The 17,177-nt window shown below is 37.5% G+C and carries 15 protein-coding genes; 4 read left to right on the top strand and 11 right to left on the bottom strand.

What is annotated here, in order from left to right; translation table 11 throughout:
- Positions 1–40: 40 nt before the first annotated feature.
- Positions 41–181: a hypothetical protein gene (locus ACZOVS_RS02060; protein WP_483995572.1), complete on the bottom strand. Its 141-nt coding sequence runs from the start codon at positions 179–181 to the stop codon at positions 41–43.
- A gap of 171 nt (positions 182–352) precedes the next feature.
- On the opposite strand from ACZOVS_RS02060, the gene ACZOVS_RS02065 reads away from it, so the two are divergent.
- Positions 353–2,287: a putative porin gene (locus ACZOVS_RS02065; RefSeq protein WP_483995573.1), complete on the top strand. Its 1,935-nt coding sequence runs from the start codon at positions 353–355 to the stop codon at positions 2,285–2,287.
- A 51-nt stretch (positions 2,288–2,338) separates the two neighbouring features.
- On the opposite strand, the gene ACZOVS_RS02070 is transcribed toward ACZOVS_RS02065, so the two are convergent.
- Positions 2,339–3,181 (bottom strand): TerB family tellurite resistance protein, encoded by an 843-nt coding sequence (locus ACZOVS_RS02070; RefSeq protein ID WP_483995574.1) that lies wholly within the window; start codon positions 3,179–3,181, stop codon positions 2,339–2,341.
- Between the two features lie 226 nt (positions 3,182–3,407).
- Here ACZOVS_RS02070 and ppdK point away from each other — a divergent pair, with 226 nt between their 5' ends.
- Both ppdK and ACZOVS_RS02080 read left to right on the top strand, forming a co-directional pair.
- Positions 3,408–6,134: a pyruvate, phosphate dikinase gene (ppdK, locus tag ACZOVS_RS02075; RefSeq protein ID WP_483995575.1), complete on the top strand. Its 2,727-nt coding sequence runs from the start codon at positions 3,408–3,410 to the stop codon at positions 6,132–6,134.
- A gap of 68 nt (positions 6,135–6,202) precedes the next feature.
- Positions 6,203–6,619 carry a hypothetical protein gene (locus ACZOVS_RS02080; protein WP_483995576.1) on the top strand — a complete coding sequence of 139 codons (417 nt, stop codon included), beginning with the start codon at positions 6,203–6,205 and terminating at the stop codon, positions 6,617–6,619.
- Here the strand turns inward: ACZOVS_RS02080 and ACZOVS_RS02085 are convergent, their stop codons facing one another.
- The gene (locus tag ACZOVS_RS02085; RefSeq protein ID WP_483995577.1) at positions 6,620–7,495 is read right to left on the bottom strand and encodes a lysophospholipid acyltransferase family protein; all 876 of its coding nucleotides are present in this window, start codon (positions 7,493–7,495) and stop codon (positions 6,620–6,622) included.
- A gap of 310 nt (positions 7,496–7,805) precedes the next feature.
- Between ACZOVS_RS02085 and pckA the strand changes: the two genes are divergently transcribed.
- Entirely contained in the window at positions 7,806–9,431 is a 1,626-nt protein-coding gene (gene pckA / locus ACZOVS_RS02090; protein ID WP_483995578.1) for a phosphoenolpyruvate carboxykinase (ATP), read from the top strand.
- 154 nt (positions 9,432–9,585) lie between these two features.
- Here the strand turns inward: pckA and dnaN are convergent, their stop codons facing one another.
- The 8 genes from dnaN to ACZOVS_RS02130 form a co-directional block, all read right to left on the bottom strand.
- The gene (gene dnaN / locus ACZOVS_RS02095; protein WP_483995579.1) at positions 9,586–10,710 is read right to left on the bottom strand and encodes a DNA polymerase III subunit beta; all 1,125 of its coding nucleotides are present in this window, start codon (positions 10,708–10,710) and stop codon (positions 9,586–9,588) included.
- Positions 10,711–10,777: 67 nt separating this feature from the next.
- Positions 10,778–11,404 carry a glycerol-3-phosphate 1-O-acyltransferase PlsY gene (gene plsY, locus ACZOVS_RS02100; RefSeq protein ID WP_483995580.1) on the bottom strand — a complete coding sequence of 209 codons (627 nt, stop codon included), beginning with the start codon at positions 11,402–11,404 and terminating at the stop codon, positions 10,778–10,780.
- A gap of 6 nt (positions 11,405–11,410) precedes the next feature.
- Positions 11,411–12,247, bottom strand: coding sequence for a 50S ribosomal protein L11 methyltransferase (gene prmA, locus ACZOVS_RS02105; RefSeq protein WP_483995581.1), 837 nt, complete (start codon positions 12,245–12,247; stop codon positions 11,411–11,413).
- A 6-nt stretch (positions 12,248–12,253) separates the two neighbouring features.
- Positions 12,254–13,018 (bottom strand): triose-phosphate isomerase, encoded by a 765-nt coding sequence (tpiA, locus tag ACZOVS_RS02110; RefSeq protein WP_483995582.1) that lies wholly within the window; start codon positions 13,016–13,018, stop codon positions 12,254–12,256.
- Positions 13,019–13,243: 225 nt separating this feature from the next.
- Positions 13,244–13,756 carry a hypothetical protein gene (locus ACZOVS_RS02115; RefSeq protein ID WP_483995583.1) on the bottom strand — a complete coding sequence of 171 codons (513 nt, stop codon included), beginning with the start codon at positions 13,754–13,756 and terminating at the stop codon, positions 13,244–13,246.
- Positions 13,757–14,242: 486 nt separating this feature from the next.
- Positions 14,243–15,313 carry an ABC transporter permease gene (locus ACZOVS_RS02120; protein ID WP_483995584.1) on the bottom strand — a complete coding sequence of 357 codons (1,071 nt, stop codon included), beginning with the start codon at positions 15,311–15,313 and terminating at the stop codon, positions 14,243–14,245.
- A gap of 8 nt (positions 15,314–15,321) precedes the next feature.
- Entirely contained in the window at positions 15,322–16,584 is a 1,263-nt protein-coding gene (locus tag ACZOVS_RS02125; protein WP_483995585.1) for a BT_3928 family protein, read from the bottom strand.
- A 1-nt stretch (position 16,585) separates the two neighbouring features.
- Positions 16,586–17,128 (bottom strand): DUF1599 domain-containing protein, encoded by a 543-nt coding sequence (locus tag ACZOVS_RS02130; protein ID WP_483995586.1) that lies wholly within the window; start codon positions 17,126–17,128, stop codon positions 16,586–16,588.
- Between the last annotated feature and the right edge of the window lie 49 nt (positions 17,129–17,177).

The raw sequence follows: 17,177 nt of genomic DNA on the forward strand, positions 1-17,177 counted from the left end.
ACCTTTTTTCTTTCTCTACAACACTTTTTTAAACTTTTTTTTATTTATTTTTATCCCTATTGATTATCACTACTTTATACCTTACTCTACCCTCACTCCTACCCCCGTTTTTGCCTCTTCCTGCCCCCTTCCTCCTCTTTTCTTCTCCTTTTTTTACATCGTTTCTACTCCTTTTTCCCACTTCCCATCTTTCCTCTTTTCACAACTTCCCTTTTTCTCCTCCTGTTACTTGTTTTATACCTTATTAATATAACAACGATTTTTCCGTTTCATGTCCATTTACAATTAGAGTAAAAACACAATTTACTATTATAACATGTTAAGTTTAACTCTTTTTATATATCTTTGCAAAGTGAAAAAAATACTGTTCATATCATTGTTTTTATTACTTTCCTGCCGATTTTTATGGGCAGCGAAAAATGACATATTTTCAAATGACAGTATCGCTGTCGATTCAACAAAAGTAAGCTATTTTTATCAGAACTTTGACAATCAATATCTTGGTAAGATAACAGAATATGATACCACTACATTATCAGCTTCATTTTATGATCCTGTCAATACTGAGCATGAGATATACCAGACATTAAGCAATCCGGGATTGGCACATAAAAAATTAGGTTTTCATCATAATGTAATGATAGGATTCAATAATAGACTTCCGGCATTCAACAACTATATAAAAACCGAAGACGATATTATATATCCAATTATATATCAGCCATTTACAGAGATAAGATATATGATGGGAGGTAAAAAAGAGCAGCATTTGAACTTATTATTCAGCCGTGAATTCCTTAAAAATCTGTTTATTACAATAAATTATAACATAGATTTCGCTCCAACTGTTTACCAATACAGCAAGGCTCAGAACACATATTTTACTGCCAATTTACGTTGGAACACACCTAATCAGCGATATGGAATAACCGGATATTATTTTCACAACAAAATAGACGTTCAAGAAAACGGAGGAATAGTTGATGATAATGTTTTTATTGACCTTATCGAAGAAGACAAGACTGTAATAGCCGTCAACCTGCAACAAGCCAACAATCTCATAAAAGTGTCAGGATTTGGATTAAATCAATATTTCAACATACTAAGTCCGAGAGCAGAAAAAAAAGACGATAGCCTAACAACAAAAAAAAGAAAAATCGAGCTTGGAAGAATAAATTACAGTTTCGGTTATCAACAGAATAAATACGTGTATTCCGACAAAAATCCATTATCATCATTTTATCAGAGCCATGATACAGTCATTGACTCAGTCATGACATTCGACAGTATTTATTTTCATACCATAAAAAATTTCATTACGTGGAATACATTAGGTTACAAAAAGTTCCACAATGACATCCCATTTTATCTCACATTAGGTATAGGGCATTGCTATTCCCATCACGCCGGATACAAAGACCTGATAACAAATGAATATTTCGGCAGTCATGACTATTCTGATTTCAGAGTCAATGCCGGAATCATTATCAATCTGTTCAAATCGACAAGATTAACCGGCAATGGAGAATTGATAATAGATGGTTATCATGCAGGAGATTTCAACATTATCGGAGAATGGAGACAATTTTTAGGAACTTCCAACAAAAACATAGGAGCATTGGTTTTCGACCTCAACATTTCGAGAGAGTCTGCCGATTGGTTCGAAGAATCATATTATTCAAATAATTTCAGATGGAATAACAATTTCAGTCCGACGACATATTTAGGGCTTGCCGGAAGCTATGAATTGTCATGGTTAACATTAGGATTGAAACACAACACTATAGACCATTATATATATTTCAATAACGATGCGAAACCAGCACAACACACCGGAACTATCAATATCAGTTCTATTTTTGCATATTTCAACTTAAAATTAAAACATATAGAGTTATCGAGTCATCTGTCATTACAAAAAGCCGACAATGAATCTGTAGTACATCTTCCTTTATTTTACGGCAAATTAAAATTCGGATGGAACATCACTTTGGTAAAAAACGTATCCATGATGCAACCGAGCATCACTGTACACTATTTTACAAACTATTATGCCGATGCATACATGCCGGCGTTAAGGACATTTTACCTTCAGGATGAAGTAAAAATCGGCAATTTCCCATACATAGACCTCTTTGTCACCTTTAAAGTCAAAAGGGCAAACATTTTTGTCGGATACACCAACCTATATTCATTGACAAAAGACAACAGATATTTCACGACTCCACATTATCCTATGAGGGATGCGAGATTCGTGATAGGTGTAAGATGGAGATTATACAAATAAAAAAGTCATCACAAAAAAATGTGACGACTAATTAGAATTGGTTTGTAATTATCAAAATATTCCACGTTGTTTCTTTATTTTCTCGTAAGCATCATTAACTTCTTTAAACTTCTGTTCTGCTGCTTTACGAACGTCGTCACCGAGATAAGACACCTTATCCGGATGATATTTTTTAGCCATTTCGCGATAAGCGTTTTTAACTTCATCATCAGATGCAGAAGGAGACACACCGAGAATAGTATAGGCATTATCGACATTTTGGACAAACATTGCCTTAATGGATTCAAAATCAACATTAGATATTCCCATTGAAGTTGATATTACATTAATAACATTAACTTCACTCTCATGAACAGAGGAATCAGCAGCAGCAATACCGAAAAGATAATGCAACAGTTGAAGTCGCGAAGAATAATCCATATAATGTCCTATCTGCCGGCTTATATCAGTAATATTAAAATCCTGTTTTAATATCTCGCGAAGCATAAGAATATAGCGTTCAGCATGTTGTTGTCCGAAATTGCGAAGGAAAAACTGTTTCACGTAGTCGAGTTCCGATCTTTTCAGAGTGCCATCTGCTTTCATAACGGCGGCAGAAAGCACCAAAAGACTTACATTGAAATCCTGTTGTTGTGTACTACCTCCAATATAATCGGAAATATTACGATTAGAATTGGAATTACCGAAGAAAGAACCTAAAGCGAAGCCTATCACTGCGCCTAAAGGACCGCCAAAAGCCCACCCAAGACCTCCTCCAATCCATTTTGAATAATTACCACCTTTATTATCTGTTTTATTATCAGTATAATTCGTTTTTTTCTTAGGCTTTACACTTTTATACAGGAAATAAACGATAACCAAAATTGCCACAATGCCAATAATACTCATACCCATAAAATACAATTTATCAATACAATAACAATAATCAGGCCAATTTATAAAAAAATGATAAAACATGCCAAAATGGCATATAAAAAATTTTTACAAAACGACAATATTTTTCTTTGAATTATCAACTATTATTCTTATCTTTGCGCGACAAAAAAAACATCTTCATTATATACCAAGGTATAAGAATACAATATATTAATAATATAAAAAATCAACAAAAAAATCAACAATGGAAAAAATCAAGTATGTTTATTCTTTTGGCAACCGTACAGCTGAAGGAAACTCTACGATGAAGAATTTATTAGGTGGCAAAGGTGCTAATCTGGCTGAGATGTGTTTATTAGGTTTGCCTGTACCTGCAGGATTAACCATCACGACAGAATGTTGTACAGCATATTATGCCAATGGCTGTCAGTTACCGGAAGGTTTGATGAATGAGGTTCATGCCGGGATTAAAAAAATGGAAGAAATCATGGGAATGAAATACGGTGATGCAGAGAATCCTCTTTTAGTATCATGCCGTTCAGGTGCGCGTCAGTCAATGCCGGGAATGATGGATACTGTATTAAACATAGGATTGTGTTCAAAGACCATCCCCGGATTGATAAAAAAGACCAACAACCCAAGGTTTGTATATGACTCATACCGTCGTCTTATCATGATGTACGCTGACGTCGTTATGGAGAAAGCTGAAGACAAGGAGCCTGCTGAAGGTAAAGGCATCCGCAAGATCTTAGATGACATGCTTGATGAATTCAAAGTAAAAAAAGGTTATAAATCTGACACCGACATCAATGCAGATGAATTGTTATATCTCGCAGAAGAATTCAAAGCTACCATCAAAAGAGTTTTGGGAACAGAATTTCCCGACGATGCAGAAATGCAACTCGAAGGCGGTATAAGAGCCGTATTCAAGAGTTGGAACGGAAGAAAAGCCGTATCTTATAGAAAAATAGAAGGTATTCCAGAAGATTGGGGTACTGCCGTTAACGTTCAAACCATGGTTTTCGGTAACATGGGTGAAAATTCAGCGACAGGTGTAGCATTCACACGTGACCCTGCAACAGGAGACAACAAATTTTACGGCGAATGGCTCATCAATGCACAAGGCGAAGACGTAGTAGCCGGCATACGTACTCCTAACCCGCTCAACGATGACACCAAAAACGAGAAAAACAAAAACATGCACTCGATGCAAGAGTTGATGCCTGAGACGTACAAAGAATTGTGCGACATACGTACAATATTAGAAGACTTCTATAAAGACATGCTCGACATTGAGTTTACCATTCAGGAAGGTAAATTGTACATGTTGCAATGTCGTGTTGGGAAACGTACAGGTGTAGCTGCTGTCAATATGGCATTAGACATGCTTCATGAAGGTTTCATCGACGAGGCTACAGCTGTTATGAGACTTAATGTCAATCAGATAGATGAATTGCTTCACCCTATTCTCGATGCCAAAGACGAGAAGAATCACTCAATATTGGCACACGGTCTTCCTGCAGGTCCCGGCGGCGCAGTAGGAAAAATCGCTCTTAGCAGCGAGAAAGCCAAAGAGTTACGCGAAGCCGGTCTCAACAACATATTAGTCCGTGAAGAGACTAATCCTGAAGACGTAGAAGGCATGCGCGCTGCAGACGGCATTTTGACAGCCAAAGGCGGTATGACCTCTCATGCAGCTTTGGTGGCCCGCGGCTGGGGCAAATGTTGTATTGTAGGTTGTGAAGACGTCCATATCAACGAGAAAGAAGGCAAAGTGACAATAGGCGGCAAAGTTTATAATGAAGGTGACATCATCAGTCTTAACGGAACAAAAGGTTATGTATATGATGGACAAATAGAAATGATAGATGCCACAGAAAATCCGCGTTTTCAAGAGTTCATGAGACTTGTTGACAAATATCGCAAGATGGGTGTACGTACCAATGCCGACAATCCGGATGATGCAATGAAAGCTATCAGTTTCGGCGCAGAAGGTATAGGACTGTTCCGTATAGAACACATGTTCTATGGTAAGAACAGCGAAAAACCGCTTAGCAAATTACGTAATATGATTCTTGCCAACACAAAAGAAGAGCGTATTGAAGCATTGAATGAGTTGGAACCTTATATTCGCGAGTCAGCGAAGAGCACTCTTAAAGTGATGGATGGCAAACCGTTGACATTCCGTTTGATGGACCCACCACTGCATGAGTTCGTACCACAATCCAACGAAGAAGAAAAACAACGTGAACTTGCAGCACAACGCGGCATGGCCCTCAATGAGTTGAAGAGACGTATCAACGCTCTCCATGAAGTCAATCCAATGATGGGTCTTCGTGGTGTTCGTCTCGGCATACTTTATCCTGAGATTTCAGAGACACAATTCCGTGCCTTGTTCGAAGCAACAGCACAACTGATGAAAGAAGGCAATGATCCTCACCTTGAGATAATGGTACCTTTGACAGTCAATGTGAAAGAGTTGCAGAATCAAAAAGTCATAGCCGACAGAGTAAAAGCTGAAGTTGAAGCACAATATGGTGTAACCATTGATTATCTATACGGCACCATGATTGAAATTCCACGTGCTACTTTGGTGGCAGACAAGATTGCGGAAGTGGCTCAATTCTTCTCATTCGGAACAAACGACTTGACACAAATGACCTTCGGATTCTCACGTGATGATGTCAATGCCATAGTCCACAAATATGTTGAAGAAAAGATTATCCCTGCTGACCCATTCAACACCTTAGACCAGGAAGGTGTAGGACAATTGGTCAAATTGGGTGTAGAACGCGGACGTTCAACAAGAAACAACCTCAAATGCGGTGTCTGCGGTGAACACGGAGGTGACCCGGCATCAGTAGATTTCTTCTACAACACAGGTTTGAATTACGTGTCATGTTCACCATTCCGCGTCCCGGTGGCAAGATTGGCAGCAGCACAAGCAGCCATCAAAGCCGACCGTAAATAATTATCTTTATTTTGACAACTTACAAAGAGGTTGACTTCAGAAGTCAGCCTCTTTTTCATAAAAAAAAGATGAATAACAGTTTGACAATAATAGACAAAAGTTCCATGATGGGACTTTCTCTTCCTCACAAGATTTATATTGACAACTACTATATAGGAATTGTCAAAGGCAAATCCGCCACAATAAACGGATTTCCATTAGGAAGATACAACATAATGATACAGAGCATGATACCATATTTTTCTTCATCATCAACAATAGAAATAAAAGAAGGCTCCAATACGGTAGAATTTAAAGACAAAGAAAAAATATGGGACATATTGTTTACAATAGACATAGTATTATGGATTGTAAAACGTTTCATCACCTTAGAACCCACCATAAACCTATGGTACGAGATAATCACTAACGGTTATCTCATATTATGGATAGTCTATGAATTAAGCATACGAAAAAAATACTTCAAAATACAGCAAACACAATAATCACAGATTTTGGAATTTTGGTTTCCAGCGTCTATGGCTCCACATCCAAAACTGGGGCTGTTTTTGTATAGTCTTCTCGAGAAGTTCAGAATAACGTTGCATGACAGCGCCATCCGGCAAAACATCAGGACTTTCCGTAACAATTTGAACATCTATACGATAACGTCCCCATCTTTCTTTTATCACCTCATAATACAAAACCGGAAGATTATATTTTCGCGCAAATCCCTCTGCACCTCTTATAAATGCAGTTCTTTGATAAAGAAAATCAGTAACATAACAACGCAAAGGATTACTTGGTGACTGGTCTGAAAGTATCATATATGCTGCCGGAAGATGATTTGTCTCATGATATTGCATCACCTCTCTGACATTATCATGAAAAACCACCTGAGTACCATAACGAGTCCTTGCCCTATTAATAAGTTTCTCAAATACCTTGTTAGTATTATGGGCACCAACGCCAATACCATGATGTTTAAATTGCATATCCAAACTCAACACCATCCATTCCCAATTATTATAATGACTTGAAACAAGTACCACACTCTTGCCTTCATCAAAAAATCTATTGACGAGATGCGGATTAGAGCAATGATAACGGCGCATCACATTTTCACGACTCATTGAGAGCATTTTCAACATCTCTGCTGCTATCTGCGTAAGATGCCAATAAAACTTGTTCCTGACTATTTTCACTTCTTTTTTAGACCACTGAGGAAAAGACAAAGACAGATTTTTATCAACGACTTTACGCCTATAACATACAATATAACTCATTATCAAATATATAGGAACAAACAATAGATATAATAGGTATAACGGCAATATCGATAACGGGTATAATATGAAATAGAATAAAAAGCGTGTCAACATAATTTCAAAATATCGCGTAAAATTACAAAAATCGAACAAAAACAAAACAAAACATATAGAAAAAAATCAAAAACAGCAGCTTGCTTACTCATTCTTCTGAAATGAAATCATCAAAATACAAAAACGGAAAATATTTTTGAAACAATAAACAGTTTATATAAAAACCACATTGTATATAAAATTGTTGTATCTTTGCGACGGTAATACTTACACATTCTTTTATAAAAACAACTTATTAGGATATTCAAAAATCATCGTACTAAACAAATTGAAAAAAACAATTAAAATTATAAATCAAAAAAACTAACTTATGGCAAAAAACATTGAAGAAATCAGAGAATCACTAAAATCTTACGGCATTGTAGATGTCAAGGAAATTCAGTACAACCCTTCTTTCGAGACATTATATGAAGACGAGATAGACCCAACATTAACGGGTTATGACAAAGGTGTTGTGACAGAACTTGGTGCTGTCAATGTCATGACGGGTGAATATACCGGACGTTCTCCCAAAGACAAGTATTTCGTCATGGACGACGTAAGTCGCGACACAGTATGGTGGACATCCGATGAATATAAAAACGACAACAAGCCTGTCACTCCCAAAGTATGGGACGAGTTGAAGGACATTGCCGTCAAGGAGTTGTCCGGCAAAAAATTATACGTCATGGATGCCTTTGCCGGAGCCAACAAAAATTCGAGGATAAAAATTCGTTTCATCATGGAGGTTGCATGGCAGGCACATTTTGTCAAGAACATGTTTATTCGTCCAACAGAAGAAGAACTCAATGAATTCGGCAAGCCGGACTTTATCGTTTACACCGCCTCAAAAGCAAAAGTAAAGAATTACAAAGAGTTGGGATTAAATTCCGAAACAGCTGTAGTTTTCAACCTTACTACACAAGAGCAAGTTATTTTGAACACATGGTATGGAGGTGAGATGAAGAAAGGCATGTTTTCCATCATGAACTATCTTCTTCCTCTGAAAGGCATCGCATCGATGCACTGTTCTGCAAATACCAATGAAAAAGGCGAGACCGCCATATTCTTCGGATTGTCGGGAACAGGAAAGACCACATTATCCACAGACCCCAAAAGAGCCTTGATAGGCGATGACGAACATGGTTGGGATGACGACGGAATCTTTAATTTCGAAGGCGGATGTTATGCCAAAGTAATAAATCTCGACAAAGAGAGCGAACCTGACATTTACAACGCCATCAAGAGAAATGCATTGTTGGAAAATGTGACTGTCGATAAAAACGGTAAAATAGATTTTGCTGACAAGAGTGTCACAGAAAACACGAGAGTCTCCTATCCTATATATCACATAGAAAACATAGTGAGACCTGTTTCCAAGGCTCCGGATGCGAAAAAAGTCATTTTCCTTTCAGCAGATGCTTTCGGGGTATTGCCTCCTGTATCTATTTTGACACCTGAACAAACAAAATATTATTTCTTATCAGGATTCACAGCCAAGTTAGCGGGAACAGAGAGAGGAATCACAGAGCCTACACCTACTTTCTCAGCATGTTTTGGTGCTGCATTTCTTTCGCTGCATCCTACAAAATATGCTGAAGAGTTAGTCAAGAAGATGGAAAAAGCCGGAGCAAAAGCATATTTGGTCAATACAGGTTGGAATGGCACCGGCAAACGTATCTCCATAAAAGACACGAGAGGAATCATAGATGCCATCTTGGACGGTTCCATCGACAAAGCACCTACCAAACATATCCCATATTTTGATTTAGAGGTGCCTACCGAATTGCCAGGTGTCAACCCTGCCATTTTAGATCCACGCGACACATATAAAAATGCTGAAGAATGGAATGTCAAAGCCAAAGATTTAGCAAGTCGTTTCATCAACAATTTCAAGAAGTTTGAATACAACGAAGCCGGGAAGGCTTTGGTATCAGCCGGACCACATATAGATTAATTACCGGAACATTGTGTCAAACATTGACGGACAAGTCGCTGAAAACAATTGAATTATTGTCTCAGCGACTTGTTGTCATATAGATAACAACATAAAAAAAGGTGTGTCATCTCACATTAGTTTCAGACACACCATAATTTTTTTCAAAAAACCATCAACTAAGCATAACCGGCATCAAAAGCATCAAAATATCCTCATCTGCATTTTCATTATCCACAGGAGTCATAATACCGGCACGGTTCGGTGCAGAAAGCTCAATTCTCACTGATTGCTGAGTAATATTGGAAAGTATATCCTGTAAAAAACGGGAATTGAAACCTATCTCCATATCAGCACCCTCATAGCTACATGTAAGACGTTCCTTAGCTTCATTATAATAGTCCAAATCCTCTGCCGAGATAAGCAATTCCTGTCCTGATATCTTAAGACGCACCTGGTGAGTAGCCTTATTGGAGAATGTGCCAACACGACGTATTGCAGCATTAAGCAATTGACAATCAGCAACGAGCTTATTAGGATTATTTGTCGGTATTACAGCCTCATAATTAGGATACACACCTTCAATAAGACGACATATAAGACGAAAATCACCGAGATCAAACGATACATTGGTCCGATTAAACTTAACAAGGACCTTATCATCGCCTTTAGTTGACAAAACGGCTTTCAATTGGTTAACAGGCTTTTTAGGAATAATTATAGAAGAGTTTCTGTCAGATTTCACATCGAATCTCTTATAACGTACCAATCTATGAGCGTCAGTAGCCACGAAAGTGAGACAAGTATCGGATACATTAAGATAAACGCCTGTCATCACCGGGCGGATCTCATCAGAGCCTGTAGCAAATATCGTCTTCTCAAAGCCGCATGCCAAAACATCGGCAGGAACTTCAAGGACATCACTATCTTCTATCTTGGGCAATTGAGGAAACTCGCTGCTACTATGTCCTACCATTTTATAAACACCTTCGTTAGTAGTAATTTCTATTGCATAAGTATCTTCCGAAATATTAAATGAAAGCGGTATATCCGGAAAATTCTTAATAGCATCAATAAAAAGACGAGCAGGAATTGTCACCTGGCCACTACCATCGACCATGTCAGGCTGAATAGAAGCGACCATAGTCGTTTCCAAATTAGAAGCTGTGATACTCAACTTGTTATCTGAAAGTTCAAACAAGAAATCTTCTAAGATTGGCATAGTATTAGATGGTGTAATGACGCCACCAAGAGCCTGAACAGCTTTAAACAGTTTAGATCTTGAAACAATAAACTTCATAACTACTTATTTTTTTCAGATTGTAAAAATACAACTTTTAACAATAACAACAAAAATAATTTAATTTTTATTTCTTTTTAAAAAATTTATTTTCATTTCCTTCAATAAGACGCTTGATATTCTTTCTATGAGTTATAGGAACGAACAGTGCCACTGCCACAGCCGGAAAATACAGATAATAATTTGCAGTGGGAAACAGGAAAAAAACGAACAGCGGAAAACTTATTGACGCTGATATACTTGCAAGAGAGACATAATTTTTAAGCAGCAATACTATTACAAATATTGCCAATGCCGACAATGTAGCATAAGGATACAATGCCAGACCTACGCCAAGCAAGGTGGCAACACCCTTACCTCCTCTAAAACCAGCAAATAACGGGAACACATGACCGAGCACAACAGCCACTACAGCTAAAACAGGCATTATCCGGGGCACAGCATCGATTTTCAACATTTCGAAAATATAAGGAATAATAAAAACAGCAAGCCAGCCTTTCAAGACATCAATGACAAATACAGGTATTGCCGCCTTATAACCAAGTACTCTTATCACATTAGTAGTACCGGCATTACCCGAACCATGCTCCCGAACGTCAGTATCATAGAACAATCTGCCCACCCAAACAGCAGTAGGTATTGAACCTAAAATATAAGCCACTGTCAGAGAAACAATAAAAGCGACCCAATCCATTGTCTATCATTTACGTTTGACAAAAGCTGCCGCTGTCCATTCGTTCTCTGCCAAATGTCTGGAAAAGACTAACCCTAAAGATTCCGCCTCTTTGGCAATCATAGGTAAATCCGCCTGATAGAATCCACTAAAAAATATGATACCATTATTATCAAGACATTTAACATATTCTTTCATATCGCGAAGAAGGATGTTACGATTGATATTTGCTATAATAATATCGAAATGTCTGTCCTTCAATGTAGTAGCATCTCCAAGTTCAACACTAATATCGTTAGTGTCATTCATGCGGATATTATCCAAAGCATTACGGTAAGCCCATTCATCATTATCAATTGCCACTGTCGTTGCAGAACCGAGTTTTTTTGCAAGAATGGCAAGGACACCTGTACCTGAACCCATATCGAGTACATCACGATTTCTAAAATCAGTATCAAGCATCATCTTGATAATCAAGGCTGTTGTTTCATGATGAGCCGTACCGAACGACATTTTAGGTTCTATAAGCAAGTCAAATTTATAGCGAGAATCCGGTTGATGGAAAGGTGCTCTTATACGACAAATTTCGTTTATAACGACAGGTTCATAAGAAGACTCCCACACCTCATTCCAATCCCTGTCAGGAATATTTTCCTTCTTCAATATCCTGACAGACTCGAACTGAGACATTGAAAGCAAGTCTTCAACACCTTGTTCATCAAAATCATCTTCTTTACAATAAGCTGTAAATCCGTCATCATCATCCATAAAACTGTCGAATCCCAAAGACCCGAGCAATTCCACGAACATATCTTTCAAAGCATCATTATCAGGATTTGAGAATGAAAAAGCAATATAATTCATCATCAATTATTTAGATGCCTGGACGCAAATACTCACAAAATCCTCTGCTTTAAGGGAAGCGCCGCCAATAAGTCCGCCATCAACATCCAACTGAGCGAAAAGGTCGGCCGCATTTTTAGCATTACAACTGCCACCATAAAGGATATAGAGTTTCTCAGCCATATCATCACCATATTTTTCTCTCACCAAAGAACGAATGAAAGCATGTACCTCCTCCGCCTGTTCCGGCGTTGCAGTCTTGCCTGTGCCAATAGCCCAAACAGGTTCGTAAGCGATAATAACATTCTCAAAATCAGCATCATCAAGGTCGAAAAGGCTTTCTTCTATCTGCTGTCTGATAACATCGAAATGGCGATTTGCTTCACGTTCTTCCAACACTTCGCCTACACAGAAAATAGGAGCCATATCATATTTCAAAGCCATTTTAACCTTTTGTGCAAGAGTAGCATTATCTTCCTTAAAATATTTTCTACGTTCGCTATGTCCGATGATGCAATAGCTTACCCCTATGGAATCGAGCATACGGGCAGACACCTCGCCTGTATAAGCGCCATCTTCAAAAGAACTGACATTTTGAGCGCCTACAGCAAACAACTCCGTTTCAGAAGAACGGTCTGTGGCAAGTTCAAGGAAAGGATAAGGAGTACAGATAACAACATTAGTATCAGGTTCTTTATCAGCAAGTAAATCTTCTATTGAATATAATAAATCTTCAGCCTCCTGGAAATCAGTATTCATCTTCCAGTTTCCGGCAACCATCTTTTTTTTCATAGTTATTTTTATTTGATTCGACAAAGTAATAAGTATTGCAAATTTACATAAAAAACCTAAATTTTCAACCTAATCGAAAAAATATTTGTACAAGTTCTTTCAACATGAATGTGTAAAATTATAAATTAAGACGAAATGAAATTATCTTTGATGGACTGATTTATTTAGCAAGAAGTTCTATTCTGAAATATGTCAAAAAACATCCTCACAAATAATATTCTTCATCTAAACATCATTCAACAGCAACAGATAATTTTCAGCACCATCATAATAAAATGCCATAACATAAATTTCGTTGTCTAAGTTGCAAAATCCGGGAACGGTTATTTCATTACCGTCAACAACGCTGTTAACCAAAACATGTTTTTTCAACTTTACTTTCTTGGTAAATTTCTTCCTTAATACGCATCCATCTTCCGCAGATAATGCATGCACATATTTGGAATCTATATAAATATCGATGACATTATCATGAAATGAATCCTGAAACTGATAAACGTATTCTTCTGTGCCGAAAAAAATCATATCAACGTTAAAGTTTTCATAAGATACAGGAAAAACATCGATTATGGAAACCACTTCATCAGGTTTATTATAATTATATGTATAAACAACACTATATGTTCCGTCGGTTACAGCGACCTCCTGCTCCAAGTGCTTATCTTCGGGTCGGCAAATACAAAACCTGTGTGCAATTCTGAAAAACGGGTCTGAATTGGATATTTCATTAAGATCCATTTGCGCCATCAAATAATCAATCGACAAAATGACACATAAGGAAAGTGGTAATATTTTTTCATAATGACAAGATTTATTTGGTTAATAATTCAACTTTGAACAGCAATAAAATTTCATATAAAAAACACAATATGCAAAACATTAAAATCTTAGAACCATTTCATTATGATTTTCCATCTTTAGTCTCAACAAACGACAATACATTTGATTTTTACCATGAACTCGCAAAACAACTTTAATAATGGTTTTCACATTATTTGGTTTTCAAATCTTCAGAAATAATATAGTGGTAAATTTTTAATACATCAAAATTTTTTATAAAATATTTTAATATAAACCATCAGCACTTTACAAAACCTTATAAATAATTGATTATCAATACAAATACAGCATTCTCACCTAAACGTAATTAGTAGATATAGATCTGATTTTCAAAACATTACAAAGAAAAATCAAAAAATTATACCTGACAGCAATAAAAAACAACTACTGAAGCCGCACTCTCGGGTCAAGAGTTGCATAAATAATATCTACAATGATATTAATAATTATCAGCATGACGCCTATTAGCAGCACTGCGCCCATAACGACGGGGAAATCGAATTTGTCGAGAGCATCTACAATAACGACACCTATGCCTTTCCAATCGAAGACATATTCCACGAACACTGCTCCGGCAAGCATGGAAGCAAACCAACCCGACACTGCCGTTATCACCGGCGTCATGGCATTACGAAGAGCATGTTTTGTTATCACTCTCCATTTTCTCAACCCTTTAGCTTTTGCTGTTCTGATATAATCCATAGACATCACGTCTGACAAAGTCGTACGAGTAAGTTCCACGACTACGGCAAGAGGTCTAAGACCTAATGTAACAGCAGGCAAGATAAGATTTTTCAGATCGAGATATGCACCACTGCCATAATCATCGACTGAATACAGACTGCCTGTCATACTGAGACCGGTCACCGATTCAAGGACAAAGCCAAAAATCCATGCCATGAGTATTGCTGCAAAAAAAGACGGCAACGACATACCTATCGTTGTGATAAACAATGTAATACGATTCAAGACACTGTTATTTGCCACAGCAGTAAGTATTCCTAATGTCACACCGAGAATCAAAGCTATGGAAATGGCGACAACAGCAAGAATCAACGTATTGGGAAATGCTTCCGACAATATCTCACCTACGGGACGTTTACTTTGATAGGAATATCTGAGATAAGGCGATTTAAGAAGCACTGCTACATCCGATATTTCAGCCACTATAAGATAAGGCTTGTATTTTTCAAACTGTTCCTTCTGATTTTCTTTTATCTTGTAAAAAGAAACCGGAGAAAGGTCATTAAGATAAGAACAATACTGATATCCAATACTTTTATCAAGTCCCAATTCCTCTCTTATAACCTGAACATCCTTCTCATCGGCTCTTTGACCCAGCATCATCCTCACAGGGTCGCCCGGCAGTACATTAAACAGGAAAAACACCAATGTTGCGACGCCAAGAAGCACCGCAACACCGTATAACACCTTTCTTACTACATAAGAAAACATGACTTAAATCATTCTGAAACAAGTTTAAGTACTCTTTTCTCCGAGGGGAAGTCTATTTTACTCCATTTATCGACGACGACACCATTTTTCATAAGCATAAGACCCGGACAAGAACGCACCATGGTTTTAAGTTCAAGTTCATCACCATAATACACCTCATCGAGCACATCATAATGTCGATACAAAGAGTCAATAAACTTACTGTTTTCAGAAGTAATCCAGATATAATCCAAGCCATTGGCACGTGCAAGATCAACTATTCTCTCACAATTAACATAATCTTTTGCATCGAACTCATTAATATAAGGTGCTACAAGGACAAGCAAATTGTCCGAATCGAACAAGACATGCGTATAATCGTCTCCATAAGCATCGAGTATGGAAAAGCCGAAAGTATTTTGGTCTCCGTCCACACGCTGAGAGACGAATTCCCATTCACTCATCCACACAGAGTCATTCCATGGATAATTTGGCGACAGATATTCTTTTGTCTCTCCCGTAATTTTATTTTTATAAGTAAGATAAATATCTGCAGAGGCAGTATTTTCTTTAGGAGACATGTCATTGCCAACCTTCCATTCCATAAAATCTATAACGGGGAGATGCCTGATATTATATATCTCGAAACCAAGGAACAAAGCTGCCAATACGACAGCGGCAACAATTTGTTTCACAAAGCCAAATTCCTTGTTTTTTAATGATTTATTATTGAATATCAATGGAATAAGCACACTATCTATGATAAGATTCTTAAAGAAAGTCTGCCAATTGCTCATTTTTATTGCAGTGCCAAAGCAGCCGCAGTCCGGCACGAGATCGAACATGGCATCGAAAAAAGTAGTAATAGTGAAAAAGAGCATCAAAAGAGATGCACCAAGCACAGCAAGACGTGGCAACACATTGACAATAAGACAGGCGCCTACTAAAAACTCAGCAAGTATCATAAAGACAGCAAGAGGCAAAGCCATATCGCCCATTCCCTCAATACCATAAGCGATGAAATAGTCATACATCTTATATTGGGTACCAAGAGGATCAACACCTTTCACGAAACTGCTGAACACGAAAAGCAAACCCACAAGAATACGGCACAACACGAGAGCGCCGTCGGTATAACGCTTTCTAAAAAGACAAGAAGCTGTCAATGTCAACAAGATGGCTATCAAGACAAGCCACGAAAATTCCGGGTTGAAGCCGACAACGACAGCAAGCAACAAGGCGATAAAAGTAACGCCAAACGACAATGTTACAGATTTTTTGGTATCTTCCATATTATTTCCTTTCATTAATTAGAATCAGACAAAATACAGCATAATTAATTATGTCGAAATAGTTGGCATCAAGACCCTCTGAGACAACAGTTTTTCCGTTGTTATCCTCGATACTTTTGATTCTCAGAAGTTTCATCAAGATAAGGTCAGTCATTGAAGATATACGCATATTTCTCCACGCCTCATCATAATCATGATTTTTGCGTTGCATAAGGTAAAAAGCCTCATCAAGCACTTTACTATACATTGTCACCGCCTCATTGCTGTCCAAGTCAGGTTTTTCTGTCACTCCGAGATTCAACTGGATGACAGCCATAGCAGAATAATTGACAATACCTATAAACTCCGGTTCAACACCTTCATTGACAAGAGTTTCTTTCTTTCTTTGAATACTTCTTATTCTATTGGCTTTAATATAAATCTGGTCTGTCAGAGATTCAGTACGCATGATACGCCATGCTGAACCATAATCCAACATCTTATTGTTAAAAACATCCTTACAAGTATTAAGAACCGTTTTATATTCCTCAGCAGTATTAAACATATAATAAAAACTTTGATTGAACTTAACCGACAAAGTGAAAAAACACTTT

The organism is Candidatus Limimorpha avicola (assembly GCF_056978975.1).

Excerpts from the sequence above, each read along its gene's own strand:
- ACZOVS_RS02070 (WP_483995574.1), bottom strand. The coding sequence starts at position 3,181 with ATGGGTATGAGTATTATTGGCATTGTGGCAATTTTGGTTATCGTTTAT.
- ppdK (WP_483995575.1), top strand. The coding sequence starts at position 3,408 with ATGGAAAAAATCAAGTATGTTTATTCTTTTGGCAACCGTACAGCTGAA.
- ACZOVS_RS02080 (WP_483995576.1), top strand. The coding sequence starts at position 6,203 with ATGAATAACAGTTTGACAATAATAGACAAAAGTTCCATGATGGGACTT.
- ACZOVS_RS02085 (WP_483995577.1), bottom strand. The coding sequence starts at position 7,495 with ATGTTGACACGCTTTTTATTCTATTTCATATTATACCCGTTATCGATA.
- pckA (WP_483995578.1), top strand. The coding sequence starts at position 7,806 with ATGGCAAAAAACATTGAAGAAATCAGAGAATCACTAAAATCTTACGGC.
- dnaN (WP_483995579.1), bottom strand. The coding sequence starts at position 10,710 with ATGAAGTTTATTGTTTCAAGATCTAAACTGTTTAAAGCTGTTCAGGCT.
- plsY (WP_483995580.1), bottom strand. The coding sequence starts at position 11,404 with ATGGATTGGGTCGCTTTTATTGTTTCTCTGACAGTGGCTTATATTTTA.
- prmA (WP_483995581.1), bottom strand. The coding sequence starts at position 12,247 with ATGAATTATATTGCTTTTTCATTCTCAAATCCTGATAATGATGCTTTG.
- tpiA (WP_483995582.1), bottom strand. The coding sequence starts at position 13,018 with ATGAAAAAAAAGATGGTTGCCGGAAACTGGAAGATGAATACTGATTTC.
- ACZOVS_RS02115 (WP_483995583.1), bottom strand. The coding sequence starts at position 13,756 with ATGGATCTTAATGAAATATCCAATTCAGACCCGTTTTTCAGAATTGCA.
- ACZOVS_RS02120 (WP_483995584.1), bottom strand. The coding sequence starts at position 15,313 with ATGTTTTCTTATGTAGTAAGAAAGGTGTTATACGGTGTTGCGGTGCTT.
- ACZOVS_RS02125 (WP_483995585.1), bottom strand. The coding sequence starts at position 16,584 with ATGGAAGATACCAAAAAATCTGTAACATTGTCGTTTGGCGTTACTTTT.
- ACZOVS_RS02130 (WP_483995586.1), bottom strand. The coding sequence starts at position 17,128 with ATGTTTAATACTGCTGAGGAATATAAAACGGTTCTTAATACTTGTAAG.